17 protein-coding genes are annotated in these 20,170 nt (G+C 57.3%); 7 read left to right on the top strand and 10 right to left on the bottom strand.

From position 1 onward, the window contains the following. A partial coding sequence (locus tag DOU50_RS17205; protein WP_148769806.1) for an MFS transporter occupies window positions 1-1,069 on the bottom strand: 1,069 nt, incomplete at its 3' end. 97 nt (window positions 1,070-1,166) lie between these two features. On the opposite strand from DOU50_RS17205, the gene DOU50_RS17210 reads away from it, so the two are divergent. Continuing rightward, the gene (locus tag DOU50_RS17210) at window positions 1,167-2,057 is read left to right on the top strand and encodes a LysR family transcriptional regulator (protein WP_148769807.1); all 891 of its coding nucleotides are present in this window, start codon (window positions 1,167-1,169) and stop codon (window positions 2,055-2,057) included. Here DOU50_RS17210 and DOU50_RS17215 read toward each other — a convergent pair. Then, complete coding sequence (locus DOU50_RS17215; protein ID WP_021241815.1) at window positions 2,054-2,242, bottom strand: YfgG family protein; 189 nt, start codon at window positions 2,240-2,242, stop codon at window positions 2,054-2,056. The genes DOU50_RS17210 and DOU50_RS17215 overlap by 4 nt on opposite strands. A gap of 351 nt (window positions 2,243-2,593) precedes the next feature. Between DOU50_RS17215 and DOU50_RS17220 the strand changes: the two genes are divergently transcribed. Then, window positions 2,594-4,834, top strand: a complete 2,241-nt coding sequence (locus DOU50_RS17220) for an EAL domain-containing protein (protein WP_148769808.1) — start codon at window positions 2,594-2,596, stop codon at window positions 4,832-4,834. A 4-nt stretch (window positions 4,835-4,838) separates the two neighbouring features. Here the strand turns inward: DOU50_RS17220 and ppx are convergent, their stop codons facing one another. From ppx to purM, 4 genes are all read right to left on the bottom strand, one after another. Beyond that, window positions 4,839-6,377, bottom strand: a complete 1,539-nt coding sequence (gene ppx / locus DOU50_RS17225) for an exopolyphosphatase (protein WP_024907553.1) — start codon at window positions 6,375-6,377, stop codon at window positions 4,839-4,841. Between the two features lie 3 nt (window positions 6,378-6,380). Further along, window positions 6,381-8,441 (bottom strand): polyphosphate kinase 1, encoded by a 2,061-nt coding sequence (gene ppk1, locus DOU50_RS17230; RefSeq protein WP_024907554.1) that lies wholly within the window; start codon window positions 8,439-8,441, stop codon window positions 6,381-6,383. Between the two features lie 220 nt (window positions 8,442-8,661). Beyond that, window positions 8,662-9,303 carry a phosphoribosylglycinamide formyltransferase gene (gene purN / locus DOU50_RS17235; protein ID WP_032646794.1) on the bottom strand — a complete coding sequence of 214 codons (642 nt, stop codon included), beginning with the start codon at window positions 9,301-9,303 and terminating at the stop codon, window positions 8,662-8,664. Beyond that, entirely contained in the window at window positions 9,300-10,337 is a 1,038-nt protein-coding gene (gene purM / locus DOU50_RS17240; protein ID WP_024907556.1) for a phosphoribosylformylglycinamidine cyclo-ligase, read from the bottom strand. Before purM ends, purN begins: the two co-directional genes overlap by 4 nt. Window positions 10,338-10,603: 266 nt before the next feature. Here purM and DOU50_RS17245 point away from each other — a divergent pair, with 266 nt between their 5' ends. The 4 genes from DOU50_RS17245 (at window position 10,604) to DOU50_RS17260 (ending at window position 15,049) form a co-directional block, all read left to right on the top strand. Further along, window positions 10,604-12,034 carry a 6-phospho-beta-glucosidase gene (locus DOU50_RS17245; protein ID WP_148769809.1) on the top strand — a complete coding sequence of 477 codons (1,431 nt, stop codon included), beginning with the start codon at window positions 10,604-10,606 and terminating at the stop codon, window positions 12,032-12,034. 215 nt (window positions 12,035-12,249) lie between these two features. After that, window positions 12,250-12,876: a uracil phosphoribosyltransferase gene (upp, locus tag DOU50_RS17250; protein ID WP_008501641.1), complete on the top strand. Its 627-nt coding sequence runs from the start codon at window positions 12,250-12,252 to the stop codon at window positions 12,874-12,876. 86 nt (window positions 12,877-12,962) lie between these two features. Beyond that, window positions 12,963-14,252, top strand: coding sequence for a uracil permease (gene uraA, locus DOU50_RS17255; protein ID WP_032675304.1), 1,290 nt, complete (start codon window positions 12,963-12,965; stop codon window positions 14,250-14,252). 95 nt (window positions 14,253-14,347) lie between these two features. Beyond that, the gene (locus tag DOU50_RS17260) at window positions 14,348-15,049 is read left to right on the top strand and encodes a DnaA inactivator Hda (protein ID WP_166792068.1); all 702 of its coding nucleotides are present in this window, start codon (window positions 14,348-14,350) and stop codon (window positions 15,047-15,049) included. A gap of 88 nt (window positions 15,050-15,137) precedes the next feature. On the opposite strand, the gene DOU50_RS17265 is transcribed toward DOU50_RS17260, so the two are convergent. From DOU50_RS17265 to celB, 3 genes are read right to left on the bottom strand one after another with little or no spacing between them, the layout of a single operon-like run. Further along, on the bottom strand, window positions 15,138-16,556 hold the full coding sequence (locus DOU50_RS17265) for a leucyl aminopeptidase family protein (RefSeq protein WP_148769828.1): 1,419 nt from the start codon (window positions 16,554-16,556) through the stop codon (window positions 15,138-15,140). Continuing rightward, window positions 16,556-17,512 (bottom strand): N(4)-(beta-N-acetylglucosaminyl)-L-asparaginase, encoded by a 957-nt coding sequence (locus tag DOU50_RS17270; protein WP_024907561.1) that lies wholly within the window; start codon window positions 17,510-17,512, stop codon window positions 16,556-16,558. The genes DOU50_RS17265 and DOU50_RS17270 overlap by 1 nt, the downstream gene beginning before the upstream one ends. A 3-nt stretch (window positions 17,513-17,515) precedes the next feature. Further along, a complete protein-coding gene (gene celB, locus DOU50_RS17275) occupies window positions 17,516-18,835 on the bottom strand; it encodes a PTS cellobiose transporter subunit IIC (protein WP_024907562.1) in 1,320 nt (439 codons plus the stop codon). 146 nt (window positions 18,836-18,981) lie between these two features. Here celB and DOU50_RS17280 point away from each other — a divergent pair, with 146 nt between their 5' ends. Further along, the gene (locus DOU50_RS17280; RefSeq protein ID WP_148769810.1) at window positions 18,982-19,806 is read left to right on the top strand and encodes an XRE family transcriptional regulator; all 825 of its coding nucleotides are present in this window, start codon (window positions 18,982-18,984) and stop codon (window positions 19,804-19,806) included. On the opposite strand, the gene arsC is transcribed toward DOU50_RS17280, so the two are convergent. After that, window positions 19,803-20,159, bottom strand: a complete 357-nt coding sequence (arsC, locus tag DOU50_RS17285; RefSeq protein ID WP_024907564.1) for an arsenate reductase (glutaredoxin) — start codon at window positions 20,157-20,159, stop codon at window positions 19,803-19,805. The genes DOU50_RS17280 and arsC overlap by 4 nt on opposite strands. Window positions 20,160-20,170 lie beyond the last annotated feature (11 nt).

Here is a 20,170-nt window from a genome sequence, read left to right on the forward strand (position 1 = left end):
CCGCGATCCCCAGCGTTTTATTCAGCCATGCATAGGCAAACGGTGAGGCTGCCGCCATCAGCTGGCCGGGGATCAGCAGCATGCCGGTGCGGCGGGCATAGCTTTCCGCGCTGAACAGTTCCAGCGGCAGCGTGGCTTTCACGATGGTGACCAGCCCGTTCATGGCGCCATAGCCCAGCACAAACCCGGCCGCACACCACACAAACAGAGCGCTACTCAACCCCAGAAGAAAGCAGAGCGGCATGGCGAGCGCGGTAAAAAGCGTGAGTTTGAAGGGGGTTAAACGGGCACCCGCCAGCACTTCCAGCGAGCGGGCGCCCGTCTGGCCGATCCCCCACAGCATGCCGATGGCGACCGGCAGGTTGAAGTGGGCAATAAACTCCGGCAGATGGGTGGAGGTGCCGTTAGAGACAAAGGTGATGAGGGCAATGAAGGCGGCATAAAGCCAGCCGTTGCGCCGCTCGTTGTTCAGGGGCGGCGCGGCGAACTGTGTCGTCACCGTCAGCCGCTGACGGGGGAGCGTTCTTATCAGCGCCGCGCTCAGCAGGCCGAAGAGAGCATAGACGCGCAGCGCCTCCTGCCAGCTCATCACATGAAGCAGAGCATCGCCCAGCGGCCAGAAGACGGCGGAAGCCAGCCCGCCCGCCAGCGTGACGCGGGAGATTGTTCTGCGCGCCTGCTGCCCGTAAAGATTCACCAGCGCGGCGAATAGCGCATCGTACAGCGACAGGCGCATCCCTACACCGATGACCAGCCAGGCGCAGTACCAGCCAAATAGCGTCTGGGTATACGCCATACAGGCGCAGCTTGCGGCGATCAGCAGCGTGCCGCTCATCACCACCGTCTGACCGCCAAAGCGTGCCAGCAGGTGGGCCACAAAGGGCGAAACCGCCGCCATCACCAGCATCGCCAGCGTCAGGCCGAGGTAAATCTGCGGTGACGACCATCCCCGGTCGGCTGCAATGGCCAGCGCAAAGGTGCCGGGCATATAAAACGAGATCCCCCAGTTGATGAGTTGATTACATCCCGCCATGAGGGCGAGGCGGCGTGGCAGGGCAGGTGTTTCCATTATTTTTCATTCCGCTATGCAGTTGTCCTGAGCATAACGGGCGCGGTATTGTGCTGGCAGGGCCGTAACCTTATGCGCGGTATAAGAGAAACTTTGAATGACGACGCTTAATCTGGGCTATCTCACCACCTTCCGTCTGGTGATCCAGCGCGGCAGCTTTTCAGCGGCAGCGGACGTGCTGGGCATTTCACAGCCCGCCGTCAGCCTGCAAATACGCCAGCTGGAGCAGTTTCTGCAAACGCGGCTGGTAGAGCGTACCGGGCGGGGAATTAAGGCGACGGCCGCCGGGCAGGCTTTGCTGATGCATGGGGAGCGTATTCAGCAGGCGGTGGATGACGCCATCCGGTCCGTGAGTGCGTTCAGTCACGACGTGAGCGGCACCATTACGCTTGGCACGGGGGCAACGGCCTGCATCCATCTTCTCCCGCCCCTGCTGGAGCAGCTGCGCCGCGACTATCCGCTCCTGAGCGTGGGGGTGACAACGGGCAACACCCTCGACATCGTCAGGGCCATCGAAGAGAACCGTCTCGATGTGGGGCTGGTCACGCTGCCGGTGAGCGGCAGAGCGCTGGACGTCATGCCGGTGATGGACGAAGAGTTTGTGTTTATCGCCTCGCGGGAGCAGCAGGATGTTTTCCGGGATTTCACGCCGGAGGCGCTGCACGCTCATCCGCTGATTGCCTTTGAATCAGGCAGCGGGACCCGGGCGCTGATCGATGGCTGGTTTGCAGCCAGTGGATTGGCGATCGCGCCGGTGATGCAGCTTGGCAGCATCGAGTCGATCAAACGCATGGTTCGCGCGGGGCTGGGCTACAGTATTGTGCCGCGAATGGCGGTCGAACAGGATGTCGATCGTGAAGGGCTATGCGTGATGTCGCTGATGCCCATGCTGCAGCGGCAGCTGGCGGTGGTCATGCGGCAGGATAAAATCCTCAGCAAAGGGATCGCGGCCCTTATTCGGCTCGTGCAACATCCTTTGGCGGTTTAGCGGTCAGCTGTGTCGACGGTCAGGCTGGATTGCTGCGACTGGGTTTTATCCTGATGGTGGTACCAGGCGCCAATCGAAGAGTAAACGAAGCGGCCAAAGAAAAACAGGAAGCTGATGAGCAGTATGATGCGGGTCATTCGGGTGTTAAATCGATGTCGTTTGCGCATACGCGTGACCTGACTCACTCTGTTTTTCCTGGGTAAGCCCTTTTGGGCGATAAGGATATTAAGGCACAGCGGGAAGATGGGGTCAATTCTGTGATGTGTAAATAACCGTCAATGTTTACATTAATTAATGTTATTGAGATTAATTAATACATTTACCATATTGATAATATGAAGAAAATAATTGTAGAAAAACGTCGCAAAACGTTATTTGCGTAAAGTAGTTTGATTTATGTCAACGGATTCCTGGCCCTGATATTTAAAATCCTTCCTCCACACTGTTCGCCCGGCACGCTGCCGGGCGGGACGTACGTCAGGTCGGATGCCTGTCTTTATTTCCCTCTGGAGCGATAGGGGTTTAACCGGGCATCTATGAACATTCTCGCTTTCCTGAAAAAAAATGAAAACCGCTGGTGGGCATTGCCGCTTATTTTACCGGTGGTTTTACTTCCCGTGCTGAGCATTGCGAATACGCTAACGCAGTTGGGCGACGGCATTGTGGCACTCTATTATTTACCCCTCTCATTTTTGCTTTCGCTGATGATGTTCTTTGGCCTGGAAGCGCTGCCCGGGATCGTATTGTCACTGTTTATCCGCTATTACCCCTCGGTCGGGATGTTTGAAACCGTCGCCGGCGTGCTCCATTTTATCGTCCCTTTAGTGCTCAGCTGGGGCGGCTACCGGGTGTTTGCGCCCAGACGGAATATGACCGCGTACGGCGACATCCGGCTGATGGCGCAGCGCATCTTCTGGCAGGCCTTCTGCCCCGCGACGCTGTTTCTGTTACTGTTTCAGTTTGCGGTGTATTTAGGCGTGTATGAGAGCCGCCAGAGCCTGGCGGGATTAAACCCTCTTAATATTCGCACGCTCATCAACTACCAGGCGTTGCTGGTCAGCGGACTGACGGGCGTGCCGCTGAGCTATCTGCTGATCCGCCTGATTCGTCATCCGCGTTATCTTAAAAGCCTTATCTCGCAGGTCCGTTCCCAGATAGACAAAAAGGTGACGATCGTTGAGTTTCTGGTGTGGGCAATCGCGCTTGGCGGGCTGCTTTCGCTGCTGCTGCTCCCGATGAATGAAAACAGCTCCATTTTTACCACCAACTACACCTTGTCGCTGCTGATGCCGGTGATGCTCTGGGGCGCGATGCGTTTTGGCTATAAGCTGGTGTCGCTGATCTGGATACCGGTGCTGCTGGTGTCTATTCACTATTTTTACCACTATATCCCGGTGAACCAGGGGTATGACATTCAGCTGGCGATCACCTCTTCCAGTTACCTGGTCTTCTCGTTTGTGGTGATTTATATGTCGATGCTGGCGACCCGGCAGCGCGCGGTGAACAAACGCTCCCGCAGGCTGGCGCTACTCGACCCGGTCGTCCATATGCCTAACCTGCGGGCGCTGTCGCGTGAACTGGCGAAAAACCCGTGGTCGGCTCTCTGCCTGCTGCGCATTCCGGAGCTGGAAATTCTGGGCCGAAATTACGGCGTGTTGCTGCGCATTCAGTACAAACAGCAGCTGGCGCAGTGGGTGAATGGCACGCTCCAGCCCAATGAGCAGGTGTATCACCTCACCGGGTATGACATGGCGGTACGGCTCAATGCGGAATCACACCAGCAGCGGATTGAAGCCCTGGACGAGCATATCAAACAGTTTCGCTTTGTCTGGGACGGGATGCCGCTGCAGCCGCAGGTGGGCGTGAGCTATTGCTATGTCCGGTCCCCGGTTAACCATCTTTATCTGGTGCTGGGCGAACTGGGCGTGGTTGCCGATCTGTCGCTCTCCTCCAACCATCCGGAAAATCTTCAGCAGCGTGGGGCCATCCATTTGCAGCGCAGCCTGAAGGATAAAGTCGCGATGATGAGCCGCCTGCAAAAGGCACTCGATAACGACGAATTCGCCCTGCTGGTTCAACCCGTTCGCGGCCTGCGTGGCGATCGCTATCACGAAGTTCTGCTGCGGATGCCGGATATCAACGGGCTATTGATCTCCCCCGACCAATTCCTGCCCGTCGCGCAGGAGTTTGGTCTCTCCTCGCGGGTGGATTTGTGGGTGCTGGAGCATACCCTGCGCTTCCTTGCAGCGCATCGCGAAACACTTCCCGGTCAGCGCTTTGCCATTAATCTGGCCCCGTCGACCGTGTGTCGGGTACAGTTCCCGCTTGAGGTAAGTCGCCTGCTGGCAAAATACGCCATTGAGCCGTGGCAGCTGATTTTTGAGGTGACGGAGTGCAGCACCTTCGGCAGCGGGGAGCAGGCGCTACATATTCTCCAGCAGCTGCAGAAAATGGGGGTACGCATTGCGATTGATGATTTTGGTACCGGGTATGCGAGCTATGCGCGGCTGAAAAGCGTGGATGCCGACATTCTCAAGATTGACGGCAGCTTTATCCGCAATATCGTCAATAACAGCCTGGATTATCAGATCGTAGCGTCTATCTGCCATCTGGCGCGCATGAAGAAGATGCTGGTGGTGGCTGAGTACGTCGAGACGGAAGAGATACGTAGCGCGGTTCACGCGCTAGGTATCGATTATGTGCAGGGCTATCTGATTGGCAGGCCGGCACCGCTTGAGTCACTGCTGGAAGCTGAGACGTCCTGCGCGGACGCCTGAACTGTTACGCGGCGACGTCGGCGCTCTCTTCTTCAATTTTGAGCAGCCAGCCGGTGACCGCTTCCCAGTACTGCTGCTCTTTTTCCAGGTCCAGCAGGACCAGCGCGTTCTGGCTGAACCAGTCGTGTGGGAAGCTCAGCGTCCAGTGATGATCGTCAGTTTTAAGCTTCAGCGTGGGCGGCGTGGTGGTGGCCTGGCGCTGGTTATTGAGCAGCACGCCCAGGCGCAGCAGCTGAATAAGCGGCAGGAACTGCTTCTTCTTAAACAGCGTGAAGCGCGGCAGATCGTCGAGCTTGATGGCTTTGCGGTGATAACGCACCAGGGTCGCCATCATGGTTTGCTGCTCCTGGTTGAAGCCGGGCAGATCGCTGTTTTGCAGAATGTAGGCCGAATGGCGATGCATCCCGCTGTGGTTGATGTTCAGCCCCACCTCGTGCAGCATCGCGGCCCATTTCAACAGCGCGGCAAGCTGCGGGTGCGCGAGCTTCGGATTCTGTTCTTCCCACTGTTCGTACATCTGCACCGTGGTGTCCAGCACGCGCTTCGCCTGTTCGCGGTCGATGTTGTACTGGTTGGCCAGGCTTTGCGCGGTACGGCTGCGAATATCCTGATGGCGGAAGCGGCCTTCCATTTCGTACAGCACGCCTTCGCGCAGCGCGCCGTCGGAAAGGCGCAGCTCTTTAATGGCGAGGGCATCAAACACGCCGCAGAGAATAGCCAGCCCCGGCACGAAGACCGCCTTACGCTCGTCGGAAAGACCCGGCAGGCTTAAGGCGTCAAAACTTTTATGCTTCAGCACTTCTTCGGTCAGCAATGTCAGGCGTTCAGGCGTGATAAACCCGTCTTTTTCACCCATCGCCAGCAGCACTTCATGCGCCGCTTTGATGGTGCCTGACGCGCCCAGCGCCACGTTCCAGCCCTGAATTCGGTACTGCCAGGCCAGGTTTTCCAGTTTCTGGACGGCCGCCATACGCGCACGCTGGAAGTTCTCGCGGGTGATGGTGCCGCCCGGGAAATACATCTGCGCGAAGCTGACGCAGCCCATACGGCGGCTTTCCACCAGGCGAGGCTCAAAGTCTTCGCCGATCACAAGCTCCGTTGAGCCGCCGCCGATATCGATAACCAGCTTGCGCCCTTTTTCCGGCTGGGTGTGCTCAACGCCCATGAAAATCAGACGCGCTTCCTCGTTGCCGGAGATGATCTCAATCGGGTAGGGGATCACTTTTTCGGCCCGTTTGAGAAACTCCGGCGCGTTCAGCGCCTGGCGCAGTGTGTGGGTGCCCACGATGCAGACGCTGGAGGGCGAGAAGCCCTGCAGGCGTTCAGCAAACAGCGACAGGCAGTTTAACCCACGCTCCATTGCCTCTTCGCTGAGCATGCTGCGTTCATCAAGGCCATCCGCCAGGTGTACCCGCTGCTTCAGACGACCGATGATCTGCAGTGCGCCATCCACCTCACGGGCGATGACCATGTGGAAACTGTTAGAGCCAAGATCGACCGCGGCGAATTCCTGCGGGCGTGGGGTCTTATCATTTATCGGCATAGGTTAATCGGGTTGCTCGAGTGATTTGATATAGTCGTAAATCGCCAGTTGCGACCGCACTTTGCGGCGGTTGCCACGCGGTACATAGCGGTTACTGAGTTCTTTGTCGATATAGCGTGCTTTCACGGTATCGCTGAACAGAATCTCGATGATGTCGAGGATCTGCTGCTTCAGGCGCGGATCCAGCAGCGGTGCCGCGACTTCAATTCGGTAGTCAATATTGCGCGTCATCCAGTCTGCCGAAGAGAGATAGACCTGTTTATCACCCGCATTATCGAAAATATAGACGCGATCGTGTTCCAGGTAGCGGTCAACAATGCTGATCACGCGAATATTGTCGCTGATGCCTTCCAGTTCCGGGATCAGCGAGCACATGCCGCGGATCAGCAGATTAACCGGCACGCCGGAGCTGGACGCCGCGTACAGCCTGTCCACCAGCCCTTTATCAACCAGGTTGTTAAGCTTCAGCGTGATGCCGGACGACAGCCCTTTCTGGGCATTGGCGATCTCTTTATCGATCATATCGTACAGCAGACGGCGCGAGTTCTGCGGCGAGACCAGCAGATAGTCAAAGTTCACCGGACGGTACGGGTTCTCAATAAAGTTAAAGACCCGGCGCACTTCGTTAGTGATGCGGGCATCGGCAGTCAGCAGCGAGTAGTCGGTATAGATTCGCGCCGTTTTCTCGTTAAAGTTCCCGGTACCGATGTGGGCATAACGCACCACCTCGTCGCCCTCTTTACGGGAGATGAGGAACAGCTTGGCGTGAATTTTCAGCCCCGGCGCGGAGAAGATGACGTGCACACCGGCTTCCGTCAGACGACGCGCCCAGTGAATGTTTGCCTCTTCGTCGAAGCGCGCCTGCAGCTCAACCACCACGGTGACTTTTTTGGCGTTGTGCGCCGCATGGATCATCGCGTCGATGATGCGGGAATCTTTTGCCACGCGGTAGATGTTGATTTTGATCGCCAGCACGCTCGGGTCGAACGAGGCCTGACGCAGCAGTTCCAGCACGTGCTCGAAGGTGTGGTACGGATAATAGAGCAGGACATCGCGTTCGCGGATGGCGTCGAATCCGTTGCGGAATTTATCGAACCACAGATGGCGCAGGCGCGGCAGCGGCTTGTTCACCAGATTGGCTTTTCCGACGTTCGGGAAACCAATAAAATCTTTAAAGTTGTGGTAACGACCACCCGGTACGATGGAGTCATAGCGCGAAATGGTCAGCTTCTCGCGCAGCATCTCCACCATGGCGTCCGGCATATCGCGCTGATAGACAAAGCGTACCGGCTCGGCCGTCAGGCGCTGTTTCAGGCTGGACGACATCAGCTCCATCAGGCTGGCTTCCATCTCGTGCACCAGGTCATATTCGGCGTCACGGGTCATCTTCATCGAGTAGGCGTTTAACGCATCGTAATCGAAGAAGCCTTTGAAGATATCGTCCAGACAGTAGCGCAGGATGTTATCGAGCAGGATCATCGGCTTGCGTCTGCGCGGGGTTTCCGGCGGCAGGTTCACAAAGCGCGGTACCTTGTCGGACGGGATCTCCAGCAGCGCGTAGCGGATGGATTCACCGCGAATAATTTCCACGGCCAGATAGGTGTAGTCATCTTTCAGGAACTGCACCAGATCGGTTTCGCGGTTGATCAGAATCGGGGTAATGTGCTGGCGCAGGTACTGTTTAAAGTAGTGGCGCAGCCAGTTTTGTTGGTTAACGGAAAGCTGACGTTCGTTAATCAGGAAGATTTGATTACGCGCCATCTCCAGCAGCAGTTCGTTATACAGGCCGTCAAATTCCTGATCGGCTTTCAACACGCGGGACTGGATTTTGCCCAGCAGGTGCCGCGAGTGCGAGTTTAGGCCCTGTTCTTCGCTGATGATGATGCGTCTTTTCAGCTCGGCAAAGCGAACCTTGTAGAACTCATCCAGGTTGTTGGAATAGATGCCCAAAAAACGCATGCGCTCGATCAGCGGGTTACTTTTGTCTGCCGCTTCCTGGAGTACACGTTCGTTAAATGCTAACCAGCTTAGCTCTTTCTCGATATATAACTTTTCCTGACCCATTACAGCTCACACTCCAGTTCAATCACAGGACGTGGTAAATCCGTCTCGTCCTTATTATGGCGAGCATTTCCACGATATGTCCAACAGTGCCAGAAAAGTATGACAGTTATTTTTTTTGTTGGGGAATTTAGAGGGTTGGGGGAGGGGGGCGCTGCGCTTATCACGACCTACGGGATCGTAGGCCCGTGCAAGCGAAGCGCCGCCGGGCAATTCAAAGAGACTACTCTTCGGCAGCATGACCCTGCGGGGGTAACTTCACGCCATCCAGCCAGGCTGCGCCGTCGCGCATTTCGAGACGCCCGTCGACAAACCAGCTTACCACCAGCGGGTAGATGGCATGCTCCTGGGTCTGCACGCGTTCGGTCACGTCTTCTTCGCTGTCGCCGTCAAAGACCGGGACTTTAGCCTGCAGGATCACCGGACCGCCGTCCAGCTCGTCGGTAACGAAATGCACGGAGGTGCCGTGCTCCTCATCGCCGTTTTCCAGAACCTGACGATGGGTGTGCAGGCCGGGATATTTCGGCAGCAGGGAAGGGTGGATATTCAGCAGACGTCCGGCGAAGTGTTCTACAAAAGCCGGGCTCAGAATACGCATATAGCCCGCCAGTACGACCACGTCCGGTGCGTAGGCATCAATCTCATGCACCAGCTCGCGGTCAAAGGCTTCACGCCCGGCGAACTGGCTGGCTTCCAGCGCGTGCGCAGGGATGTTCGCTTCCCGCGCGCGCTCAAGGCCGAACGCGTCGGCCTTGTTGCTGAAAACTGCCCGAATGGTGCCATTGATTTTCTTCTGTTTGCAGGCGTCAATTATCGCCTGCAAATTGCTTCCGTTGCCGGAAATGAGCACCACGATGTTTTTCATTCAATGACCACACGCTGTTCGGAATCGGAGGCTTTAATCGTACCGATTTTCCACGCGTTTTCACCTTTTTCAGTCAGCAGCTTGACCGCTTTATCCGCTTCGCTTGCTGGCAGGGCGATAACCATGCCCACGCCGCAGTTAAAGGTGCGGTACATTTCGTGGGAGCTCACGTTGCCTGCGGTCTGCAGCCAGTTAAACACGGCTGGCCACTGCCATGAGGATTCGTCGATCACCGCCTGGGTGTTGTCCGGCAGGACGCGCGGGATGTTTTCCCAGAAGCCGCCGCCGGTCAGGTGAGCGATAGCGTGAACGTCGACGTTCTCGATAAGCTCAAGCACGTTTTTCACGTAGATGCGGGTCGGGGCCAGCAGATGGTCAGCCAGCGGTTTACCGTCAAGTTCGGTCGTCAGCGGGTCACAGCCGCTCACTTCGATGATTTTACGCACCAGGGAGTAGCCGTTGGAGTGCGGGCCGCTGGAGGCCAGCGCGATCAGCACATCGCCATCGGCCACTTTGCTGCCGTCGATAATTTCTGATTTTTCTACTACACCGACGCAGAAGCCCGCGACGTCATAATCTTCGCCGTGATACATGCCCGGCATTTCCGCGGTTTCACCGCCAACCAGCGCACAGCCAGACTGCAGGCACCCTTCGGCGATACCGTTGATCACGCTTGCCGCGGTATCTACGTCCAGTTTGCCGGTCGCGTAGTAATCGAGGAAGAACAGCGGCTCTGCGCCCTGAACCACCAGGTCATTCACGCACATCGCGACCAGATCGATACCGATTGTGTCGTGACGCTTTAAATCCATCGCCAGGCGCAGTTTAGTGCCTACACCGTCAGTTCCCGAGACCAGAACAGGTTCACGATATTTTTGCGGCAGCGCGCACAGTGCGCCGAATCCACCCAGACCACCCATCACTTCCGGGCGGCGGGTTTTTTTCACCACACCTTTGATTCGGTCAACCAGCGCATTACCTGCGTCAATATCAACACCGGCATCTTTGTAGCTGAGAGAAGTTTTGTTGGTCACGGCTTAAATCCCCACGCGATTGCATAGCTAGTAAGAAAAATCGGCGCAATTCTAACAGTCCAGGCAAACGTTTGCGAGCCTATTCTGGACGTAGGGATCTTTTTTTACGCGCAGCCTGCCAGTGCGCCCAAACTTGCGTCTGTTCACGAAAATGAAACCGGTTTCGGTATTCTCCTTGCAACCCGAAACGGCTTTGCACATCATTCAACTGAAACCGGTTTCTGTAATTGTTTTTGCAGAAAATAACGCAGAATGAGGGAAAGTGAATGTCAGGATTTAAAGCAGATTTTCTGTGGGGCGGTGCGGTTGCGGCGCACCAGCTCGAAGGCGGCTGGAAAGAGGGCGGCAAGGGGGTGAGTGTGGCCGATGTGATGACCGCAGGCGCGCACGGCGTGCCGCGTGAAATCACCAACGGCGTGCTGGACGGGAAAAACTACCCTAACCATGAAGCCATCGATTTCTATCACCGCTATAAAGAAGACATCAAACTCTTTGCCGAGATGGGGTTCAAATGCTTCCGCACCTCTATTGCCTGGACGCGGATCTTCCCGAAAGGCGACGAGCTTGAGCCGAACGAGGCAGGCCTGAAATTCTATGACGACCTGTTCGACGAGTGTCTGAAGCACGGCATCGAACCGGTTATTACCCTGTCTCACTTCGAGATGCCGTTTCATCTGGTCACGGAATACGGCGGCTGGCGCAACCGTAAGCTGATCGACTTCTTCGTTCGTTTTGCAAAAGTGGTTTTCCAGCGCTATCAGCACAAGGTGAAGTACTGGATGACCTTTAACGAGATCAACAACCAGGCCAACTTCCACGAAGACTTTGCCCCATTCACCAACTCGGGGCTGAAGTACGCGCCGGGCGAAGATCGCGAGCCGGTAATGTTCCAGGCCGCGCACTATGAGCTGGTGGCCAGCGCGCTGGCGGTGAAGGCGGGGCGCGAGATTAACCCGTCCCTGCAGATCGGCTGCATGATTGCCATGTGTCCTATCTATCCACTGACCTGCGCGCCGGACGATATGATGATGGCGATGAACGCCATGCACCGCCGCTACTGGTTCACCGACGTGCACGTGCGCGGCAAGTACCCGCAGCATCTGCTCAACTACTTCGAACGTCGCGGCTTCGCGCTGGATATTACCGAAGAAGATAAAGCGGCGCTGACGCAGGGCTGCGTGGACTACATCGGGTTTAGCTATTATATGTCCTTCGCCACCAAGGCGACGGCGGATAACCCGCAGCTGGACTATGACGAGAGCAAGAGCCTGGTCTCTAACCCGTACGTGCAGAAATCCGACTGGGGCTGGCAGATTGACCCGGTGGGGCTGCGCTACTCCCTCAACTGGTTCTGGGATCACTACCAGCTGCCGCTGTTTATCGTTGAGAACGGCTTTGGCGCAATCGACGTGCAGGAGAGCGACGGCACGGTGAACGACCAGTACCGAATTGACTACCTGGCCGCCCACATCAGCGAGATGAAAAAAGCGGTGGTAGAAGATGGCGTAGACCTGATGGGCTATACCCCGTGGGGCTGTATCGACCTGGTGTCTGCCGGTACGGGCGAAATGAAAAAACGCTACGGCTTTATCTTTGTCGATAAAGACAACGAAGGCAACGGCACGCTGAACCGCAGCAAGAAGAAGTCGTTCGACTGGTATAAGCAGGTGATTGCGAGCAACGGGGATAACCTGTAATTGTCGGGTGGCGCTAACGCTTACCCGACCTACAATACACGTAGGCCCGCGTAAGTGCAGCGCCACCGGGCAGAACCCGCACCCAAGCCGGAACTCAGTCTCCGGCTTTTTTGTCTTTGCTTGATCCCTGTCAAGCAACATGGGTATGGCCTAATCCGAAAAAAGCGGTATAATCCCGCGATTTTTTTGCGGATGCCATTCAGAGGAGAAAGAGAATGAAGATTGTGGAAGTGAAACACCCACTCGTTAAACACAAGTTGGGCCTGATGCGTGAGCATGACATCAGCACGAAGCGTTTTCGCGAACTGGCCTCTGAAGTCGGCAGCCTGCTGACCTACGAAGCGACCTCCGATCTGGAAACGGAAAAAGTCACCATCGAAGGCTGGAACGGCCCGGTGCAGGTTGAGCAGATCAAAGGTAAGAAAATTACCGTTGTGCCAATCCTGCGTGCCGGTCTCGGCATGATGGAAGGCGTGCTGGAGCACGTGCCAAGCGCGCGCATTAGCGTGGTCGGGATCTACCGTAACGAAGAAACCCTCGAGCCGGTTCCTTACTTCCAGAAGCTGGTGTCCAACATCGACGAGCGTATGGCGCTGGTGGTTGACCCGATGCTGGCAACCGGCGGTTCAATGATTGCCACCATCGACCTGCTGAAAAAAGCGGGCTGCAGCAGCATTAAAGTGCTGGTGCTGGTTGCGGCACCGGAAGGGATCGCGGCGCTGGAAAAAGCGCACCCGGACGTTGAGCTGTATACCGCCTCTATCGACCAGGGCCTGAACGAGCACGGGTACATCATCCCGGGGCTCGGCGATGCCGGCGATAAGATCTTTGGTACGAAATAATCGAATAACGATAAATAAGCCGACTTTGATAGTCGGCTTTTTTTTGAATAAAACACCAACAACGATACTACTCAGAGGAAAACACTATGACGCGCCGTGCTATCGGGGTGAGTGAAAGACCGCCGCTTTTACAGACTATCCCGCTTAGTTTGCAGCACCTGTTCGCCATGTTTGGCGCAACCGTGCTGGTGCCAATCCTGTTCCACATTAACCCGGCTACCGTGCTGCTGTTCAACGGCATCGGTACGCTGCTGTACCTCTTCATCTGTAAAGGCAAAATTCCGGCGTATCTCGGGTCGAGCTTCGCCTTTATCTCTCCGGTGTTATTGTTGCTGCCGCTGGGTTATGAGGTCGCGCTGGGCGGCTTTATCATGTGTGGCGTGCTGTTCTGCCTGGTCTCCTTCATTGTGAAGAAAGCCGGTACCGGCTGGCTGGACGTGATGTTCCCACCTGCGGCGATGGGCGCCATCGTGGCCGTCATTGGTCTTGAGCTGGCGGGCGTCGCGGCGAATATGGCCGGCCTGCTGCCTGCTGACGGCCAGTCACCGGATTCCAAAACCATTATCATCTCGCTGGTGACCCTGGGCGTAACGGTGTTTGGTTCCGTGCTGTTCCGCGGCTTTATGGCGATTATCCCGATCCTGATCGGCGTGCTGGCGGGCTACGCGCTCTCCTTCGTGATGGGCGTGGTGGATACCACCCCGATTGCCGAGGCGCACTGGTTCGCGCTGCCAACCTTCTATACGCCGCGCTTCGAATGGTTTGCGATCTTCACCATTCTGCCTGCGGCGCTGGTGGTGATTGCGGAGCACGTCGGCCACCTGGTGGTGACGGCGAACATTGTTAAGCGCGATTTAATCCGCGATCCGGGCCTGCACCGCTCCATGTTTGCGAACGGTTTCTCCACCATCATCTCCGGTTTCTTTGGTTCTACGCCAAACACCACCTACGGTGAAAACATCGGCGTGATGGCGATTACCCGCGTCTACAGCACCTGGGTTATCGGCGGCGCGGCTATCATCGCCATTCTGCTCTCCTGCGTCGGCAAGCTGGCGGCAGCGATTCAGATCATCCCGGTTCCGGTGATGGGCGGCGTTTCTCTGCTGCTGTACGGCGTGATCGGTGCCTCCGGTATTCGCGTGCTGATTGAATCCAAAGTGGATTACAGCAAGGCGCAGAACCTGATCCTGACCTCGGTGATCCTGATTATCGGCGTCAGCGGCGCGAAGGTGCACATTGGTGCGGCCGAGCTGAAAGGCATGGCGCTGGCGACCATCGTCGGCGTGGGCCTGAGCCTGATTTTCAAGCTGATCTCCGTGATCCGTCCGGAAGAGGTGGTGCTGGACGCTGACGAAAACGAAAAAGCGTCACACTGATCCTATAACCGGGTGGACGATCCGCCCGGTTCTCTCCTTGCAGGTTCCGTGTTAAACTCCATGCCGATTTTATGTAAGATCTGGTTGAGGTACTTCTGAACGGACCGGCACAGCTCTCTCTGCCACTCTATCTCCCTGACGACGAAACTTTCGCGAGTTTCTGGCCGGGTGATAACCCCTCTTTACTGGCTGCACTGCAAAACGTGCTGCGCCAGGAACACAGCGGATACATCTATATCTGGTCACGCGAAGGCGCGGGGCGCAGCCACCTGCTGCATGCCGCCTGCGCGGAGCTTTCGGCGCGCGGCGATGCGGTAGGCTACGTGCCGCTGGATAAACGTACCTGGTTCGTGCCTGAGGTGCTTGAGGGAATGGAACATCTCTCGCTGGTGTGCATTGATAATATCGAATGCGTGGCGGGGGATGAGCCGTGGGAAATGGCGATCTTTAACCTCTACAACCGCATTCTGGAATCGGGGAAAACCCGGCTGCTGATCACCGGCGATCGTCCGCCTCGCCAGCTGAATCTGGGACTGCCGGATCTGGCGTCTCGCCTGGACTGGGGGCAAATCTACAAGCTTCAGCCGCTGTCGGATGAAGATAAGCTTCAGGCGTTACAGCTGCGTGCGAAGCAGCGCGGGTTTGAGCTGCCGGAAGACGTGGGCCGTTTCCTGCTTAAACGACTGGATCGCGAAATGCGCACGCTGTTTGATACGCTCGATCAGCTCGATCGCGCCTCCATTACCGCCCAGCGCAAGCTGACCATTCCGTTTGTGAAAGATATTCTCAAGCTTTGAGCTTTTTGCCCGGTGGCGGCTGCGCCTTACCGGGCCTACGAAAACCTGCCGCACTTTGTAGGCCGGGTAAGGCGCAGCCACCACCCGGCTAAAGATCCCCCATTAGATGCTCAACCAGCAGTGGAATCGGTCTTCCCGATGCCACGCTTCGCCCACTTTCACGCCACAGCGCCGTACCGCTGATGTCCAGATGGACCCACGGAATTGTCGGCGGGCAGAAGTGATGCAGCAGCCACGCCGCCGAGGCGCTGATCGCCGCATTGTTGGTCGGCGTGTTGCACAGATCGGCAATCGCGCTGTCGGTCTGCTTTTTCAGCCGCGCATCCAGCGGCAGGGACCACACTTCATCACCGCTCTGCTTACCCGCCAGCGTAAGCGCCGCGCGCAGCGGTTCATCCTGCGTCATCAGCCCGCTCAGCTCATACCCCAGCGCCTTCACGACCGCACCGGTTAAGGTGGCCATATCAATGATATAGCGCGCCTGCGGATGGCGCTGGCTGGCCCAGGCGATGGCGTCCGCCAGCACCAGTCGGCCTTCGGCATCGGTGTTGTTGATTTCAACGGTGATCCCGTTGCAGGCCGTTGCTACCGTGCCGGGCTGCATGGCGTCCGGGCCGATGGCGTTTTCCGCCAGCGCCAGCACGCCCATAATGCGTACGGGCAGCGCCAGCTCTGCGACGGTCAGCATCAGGCCCAGCACATTAGCCGCACCGCACATGTCGTATTTCATGGTGTACATGCCCGCGCCTTCCTTCAGCCACAGGCCGCCGGTATCAAAGGTAATGCCTTTACCCACATAGCAGCGCACCGGACCGTCGTTGACACCGTCATAATGAATCGCCAGCAGGCGCGGCGGACATGTCGCCCCTTTGCCGACGGCGTGCAGCAGCCCCAGACCGTCCTCAACGATTTGCTTTTCATTCAGCACTTCGCACCGCAGGGCAGGGAAGGCGGCACACAGTCTTTGCGCCTCTTCCACCACAAACTGCGGCGTGCAGCGGTCGGACGGGGTATCCGCCAGACGTCGCGCCGCGACCATGCCGTGGGCGATGGCCTGCTGCTGGCGGAAAATAACCGCCAGTTGGTCCTGCTGTTCGGGTAAGCAGAGGGCGGTGATGCGCTCAAGACGGACGCTGTCACTGGTTTTCTTCAACTGCAAATCGCTTAGCCTGTGCGCCTGATTAAAGAGAAAACGCAGCACCTGCGCCAGCACCACATCGTCGATATCAGTCACGTCCAGTATCAGTTCGGGACTGACGGGCGAGGCCAGCAGCGGGCGCAGCGCCGTCAGTAATCCTTCGGTCAGGCTATCCTGCCAGAGCGCATCGGGCAGCAGGGTGATCCGGGCAAACGGGGCGCAGCCAAAGCGGGTGTCAGCGATGCTGGCATACTCGCGCATTTCCGCGACAAGCGCCGTTTCGGGCAAAAGCGTACAGGAGGCGGAGGCAATCAAATGGCTCTGCGGCTTCGCGTCGGAAAGCGCGGTGATAAACTGATACGTAATCATCATGACTCCTCAATCGGCGCGCGGATCCGCGCGGCATAGGCCTGCATCCACTCATCGTCTACCGCGTGATAATGCGTTTTCTCCCGCAGGCGTTCGGTACGAAAAACGGTGAGGGGCTGGCGAGCCGTCGCCACCACGAACGAAAAGGTTTTGATGTTGGTAGCGGCACCAAATTCGCCCCTGTTATTCATGCACACCACGGAGAGATCGCCCACGCGGCCAAAGCGCGACATCAGCTTGTCCTCCAGTTCGAACACCACCGAATCCGCCGCCTGCTGCGGCGTCATACCCTGCGCCATGCGGCGAACGATTTCGTAACTGGTGCAGCCTTTCATCAGATCTTCACCGACGCCCGTGGCGGTGGCGGCGCCGGTTTCGCTGTCACAGTAAAAGCCGGAGCCGATGATCGGCGAATCGCCGAGTCGACCGCGTTTTTTCATGAACAGGCCGCTGGTGGAGGTAGCGACGCTCATTGAGCCCTGTTTATCGAGGCCGATAATGCCGACGGTGTCATGTCCGTCGTAAGGGCTTAAGCCCTTATCCAGCGTTTCGCGGCAGCGTTTGCGGTAGTGCTGCATGGCGCGGTCGGTGAGCATGGTTTTGTCGGCAAAGCCCTGGCTCAGCGCCCATTCCCGCGCGCCCTGGCCGACCAGCAGGCTGTTGTAGCGCTGGCGGCTTAACGCATGCGCCACGCGCACCGGGTTGGCGATATCCACCAGGTTGCCCACGGCACCAAACGCCAGCGTGTCGCCGTCCATGTAGGCGGCGTCCAGCTCCACCTCACCATTTTCGGTGGGCAGCCCGCCGTAGCCGACGGATTTATAAAACGGAAAGTCTTCGACGGCGGCGACGGCATCCACCACCGCTGCCGAGACCGGTTTCCCCGCAGCCAGCGCAGATGCAGACTCGGTGACGCCTTCAAGCGCCATTCGCCAGGTCGCGATAATTCCCCACATGCGTTACTCCTGTTTTGCAAGGGTGGTGTCGGTTTGCGTAACGGTGGCCATTTCCGCCGCGCGGTACTGTTTGTCCACGATACGCATAAAAGGCAGATACAGCATGGCGCCAATCAGCAGGTTGATCAGCTGCATCACGCTGCCGCTCAGGTGACCGGTGACGATAAAACCGCTGATGACCGGCGGCAGCGTCCAGGGAATAAACACCCCGGTGGTGACGGCAACCGCGCCAATCTTCATCGCCGCATACTGCACGGTGACCAGCACCAGCGGCACCAGGTTGAACGGGATAAGCATGATCGGGTTCATGATCACCGGCAGGCCAAACAGGATCGGTTCGTTGATGTTAAACACCGATGCCCCGGCGCCGAGGCGCGCCACTTCACGCATGTTTTTGCTGCGGGCGAAAATCAGCATTGCAATCACCAGCGACAGCGTGGCCCCCGCGCCGCCCATCCAGATCATGTCAAAAAACTGTTCGGTGATAATGTGCGGCGGCGTCGTGCCTGCCTGAATCGCGGCGATGTTGTCGGTCTGGTTCTCCATCCACAGCGGTCGAATGATGCCGTTGATCATCGAGCCGGAGTTAATGCCCACGGACCACAGAATGGTGATGCTGAACACCGTCATCAGCGCGCCAAAGTATGAGGTGCCATAGTGGCGCACCGGCGTGGCAACCACTTCGTAAATAAACTGGTGGATGGTGTTGTAGTGGGTGTTTTCAAACACGATGCGGATACCCAGCACCAGAATCATTACCAGCAGGGCCGGGATCAGCGCGGCGAACGACTCCTGCACCGCCGGAGGCACGCCGTCCGGCATTTTGATCACCAGTTTTTTGCGCTTGAGCCAGCAGAACAGCTCCGTCCAGAGCAGGGAACCAATCATCGCCACGAACAGCCCTTTGCTGCCAATCCATTCCACCGGAATGACGGTAATACCGCCGTTCTCCGCCACTTTGATAAAGGGCGTCAGGATGAGAAAGGCGACCAGCGCCAGGATGCCGCAGGAGATGCGATCCTCGCCATAGTGTTCCGCCAGGCGGAAGGCGACCAGGAAGCTGATGAACAGCGACATGGTGGAGAACACCGCGTTGAACGGGATTTCGATAATGGCGCTCCAGCTCTCACCAAAGGCCTGAGACATAAACTGTTGATAGGCTTGATTCGGGAACGACGAGATCACCAGCAGAATAGAGCCGACGATGATAAACGGCATGAAGGAGACGTAGGCGCCGCGAATGGCCCCGAGATGCCGCTGCTGGGCCGTTTTGGCCGCCAGCGGCATCAGTTTTGCTTCAAGAAATCCCAGAACATTGTTCATTGTGAACTCCGTACAAGATTGAGGGGTGTTGTTTGTGTTATGTCTGAGGATTATCAGTGAAGCGTGGCGAGCGAAAGGTGAAATCGGTCACAAAGTAATCGCTGGTATAGTATAAATCTCACAAGATTGGTTCTGAGGATCCTGCGATGGAAATTAAACTGCATGCTAATGCCACCACGACGCCGCGCATCCGTCGCTATCTTCAGCAATCAGATAAAAGCGACAGGGAGCTGGCCGTTGAGCTGGGGATCTCGGTCACTACAGTCAGGCGCTGGCGTAACCGCGACCAGGTTTCGGATAACCACACGACGCCAAAAGTGATACACAAAGTATTGAGACAGGAGCAGGTTGCGCTGGTCAATGCCCTGCGGGATATCACGGGTGCCCCGCTGGACGAACTGCTGCAGATGGTCAATAACGGACTCGGGATCGCCGTATCCCGCGCGACCCTGAACCGCTACCTCAAACCGGCTTCGGTAAAGCAGAAGGGCGCGACGTTGCAGGGGAAAAAGGCGCTGAGGGCAGGTATCGTGCCGCAAAAACTCCTGTTACATCATCAGCCTCTGTCTCTGCATATGGACGATGGCGGTGAACAGCATCTGCTCTGGGCGCGTGAACCCGTGAGCGGCTGGTGCTCCGCCCGGCTGTACGCGGGCATTTCTCCACAGCTGCTGGTCCACTGGGTGAACGACGTGCTGGAAGCCTGTCCGGCTGATATTCAATCTATTGAGACTTTTGGTTTCGAGGTGAAGCTTGAGAAACGCAATACCGCCGTGACAGTGCATCCACAGCAATACCCCGCCGTTCAGGTTGCTCCGCCGCTATGCGACATCATTCCACGTCTGAACAGTGAACCGGCAGGCGAGCTGTTGATCCAGCTGTGCGAATTTTACAACCGGGAGAAAGCCCAGAAAAAGTTGGGAGAGAGTACGCCGCAGGCCTTTCTGGAAGCGCTGCGGCATAAGAACTAGAGGATCTCGAGCACGTCTTCCGGCGGGCGTCCAATGCGCGCCTGGCCGTTCGCCACCACAATCGGGCGCTCAATCAGCTTTGGATTTTCAACCATCGCCTGGACCAGTTCAGCCTCGGTGAGACGGTTGTCATCCAGGTTAAGCGACTTATACAGATCTTCTTTCTGGCGCATCAGTTCTCTTGCACTGCCCATTCCCAGCATGTGCAGCAGCTGGCGGAGGGTTTGCGCGTCAGGTGGGGTGTCAAGGTACAGCACCACCTCCGGCTCCACGCCGTTAGACTTCAGCAGGCTCAGGGTATCGCGGCTCTTGGAGCAGCGAGGGTTATGATAGATTTTTACGGCGTCTGTCATGACGTGAATTC

The organism is Enterobacter sp. C6, from assembly GCF_008122455.1.
Classification (GTDB): Bacteria; Pseudomonadota; Gammaproteobacteria; order Enterobacterales; family Enterobacteriaceae; genus Enterobacter; species Enterobacter pseudoroggenkampii.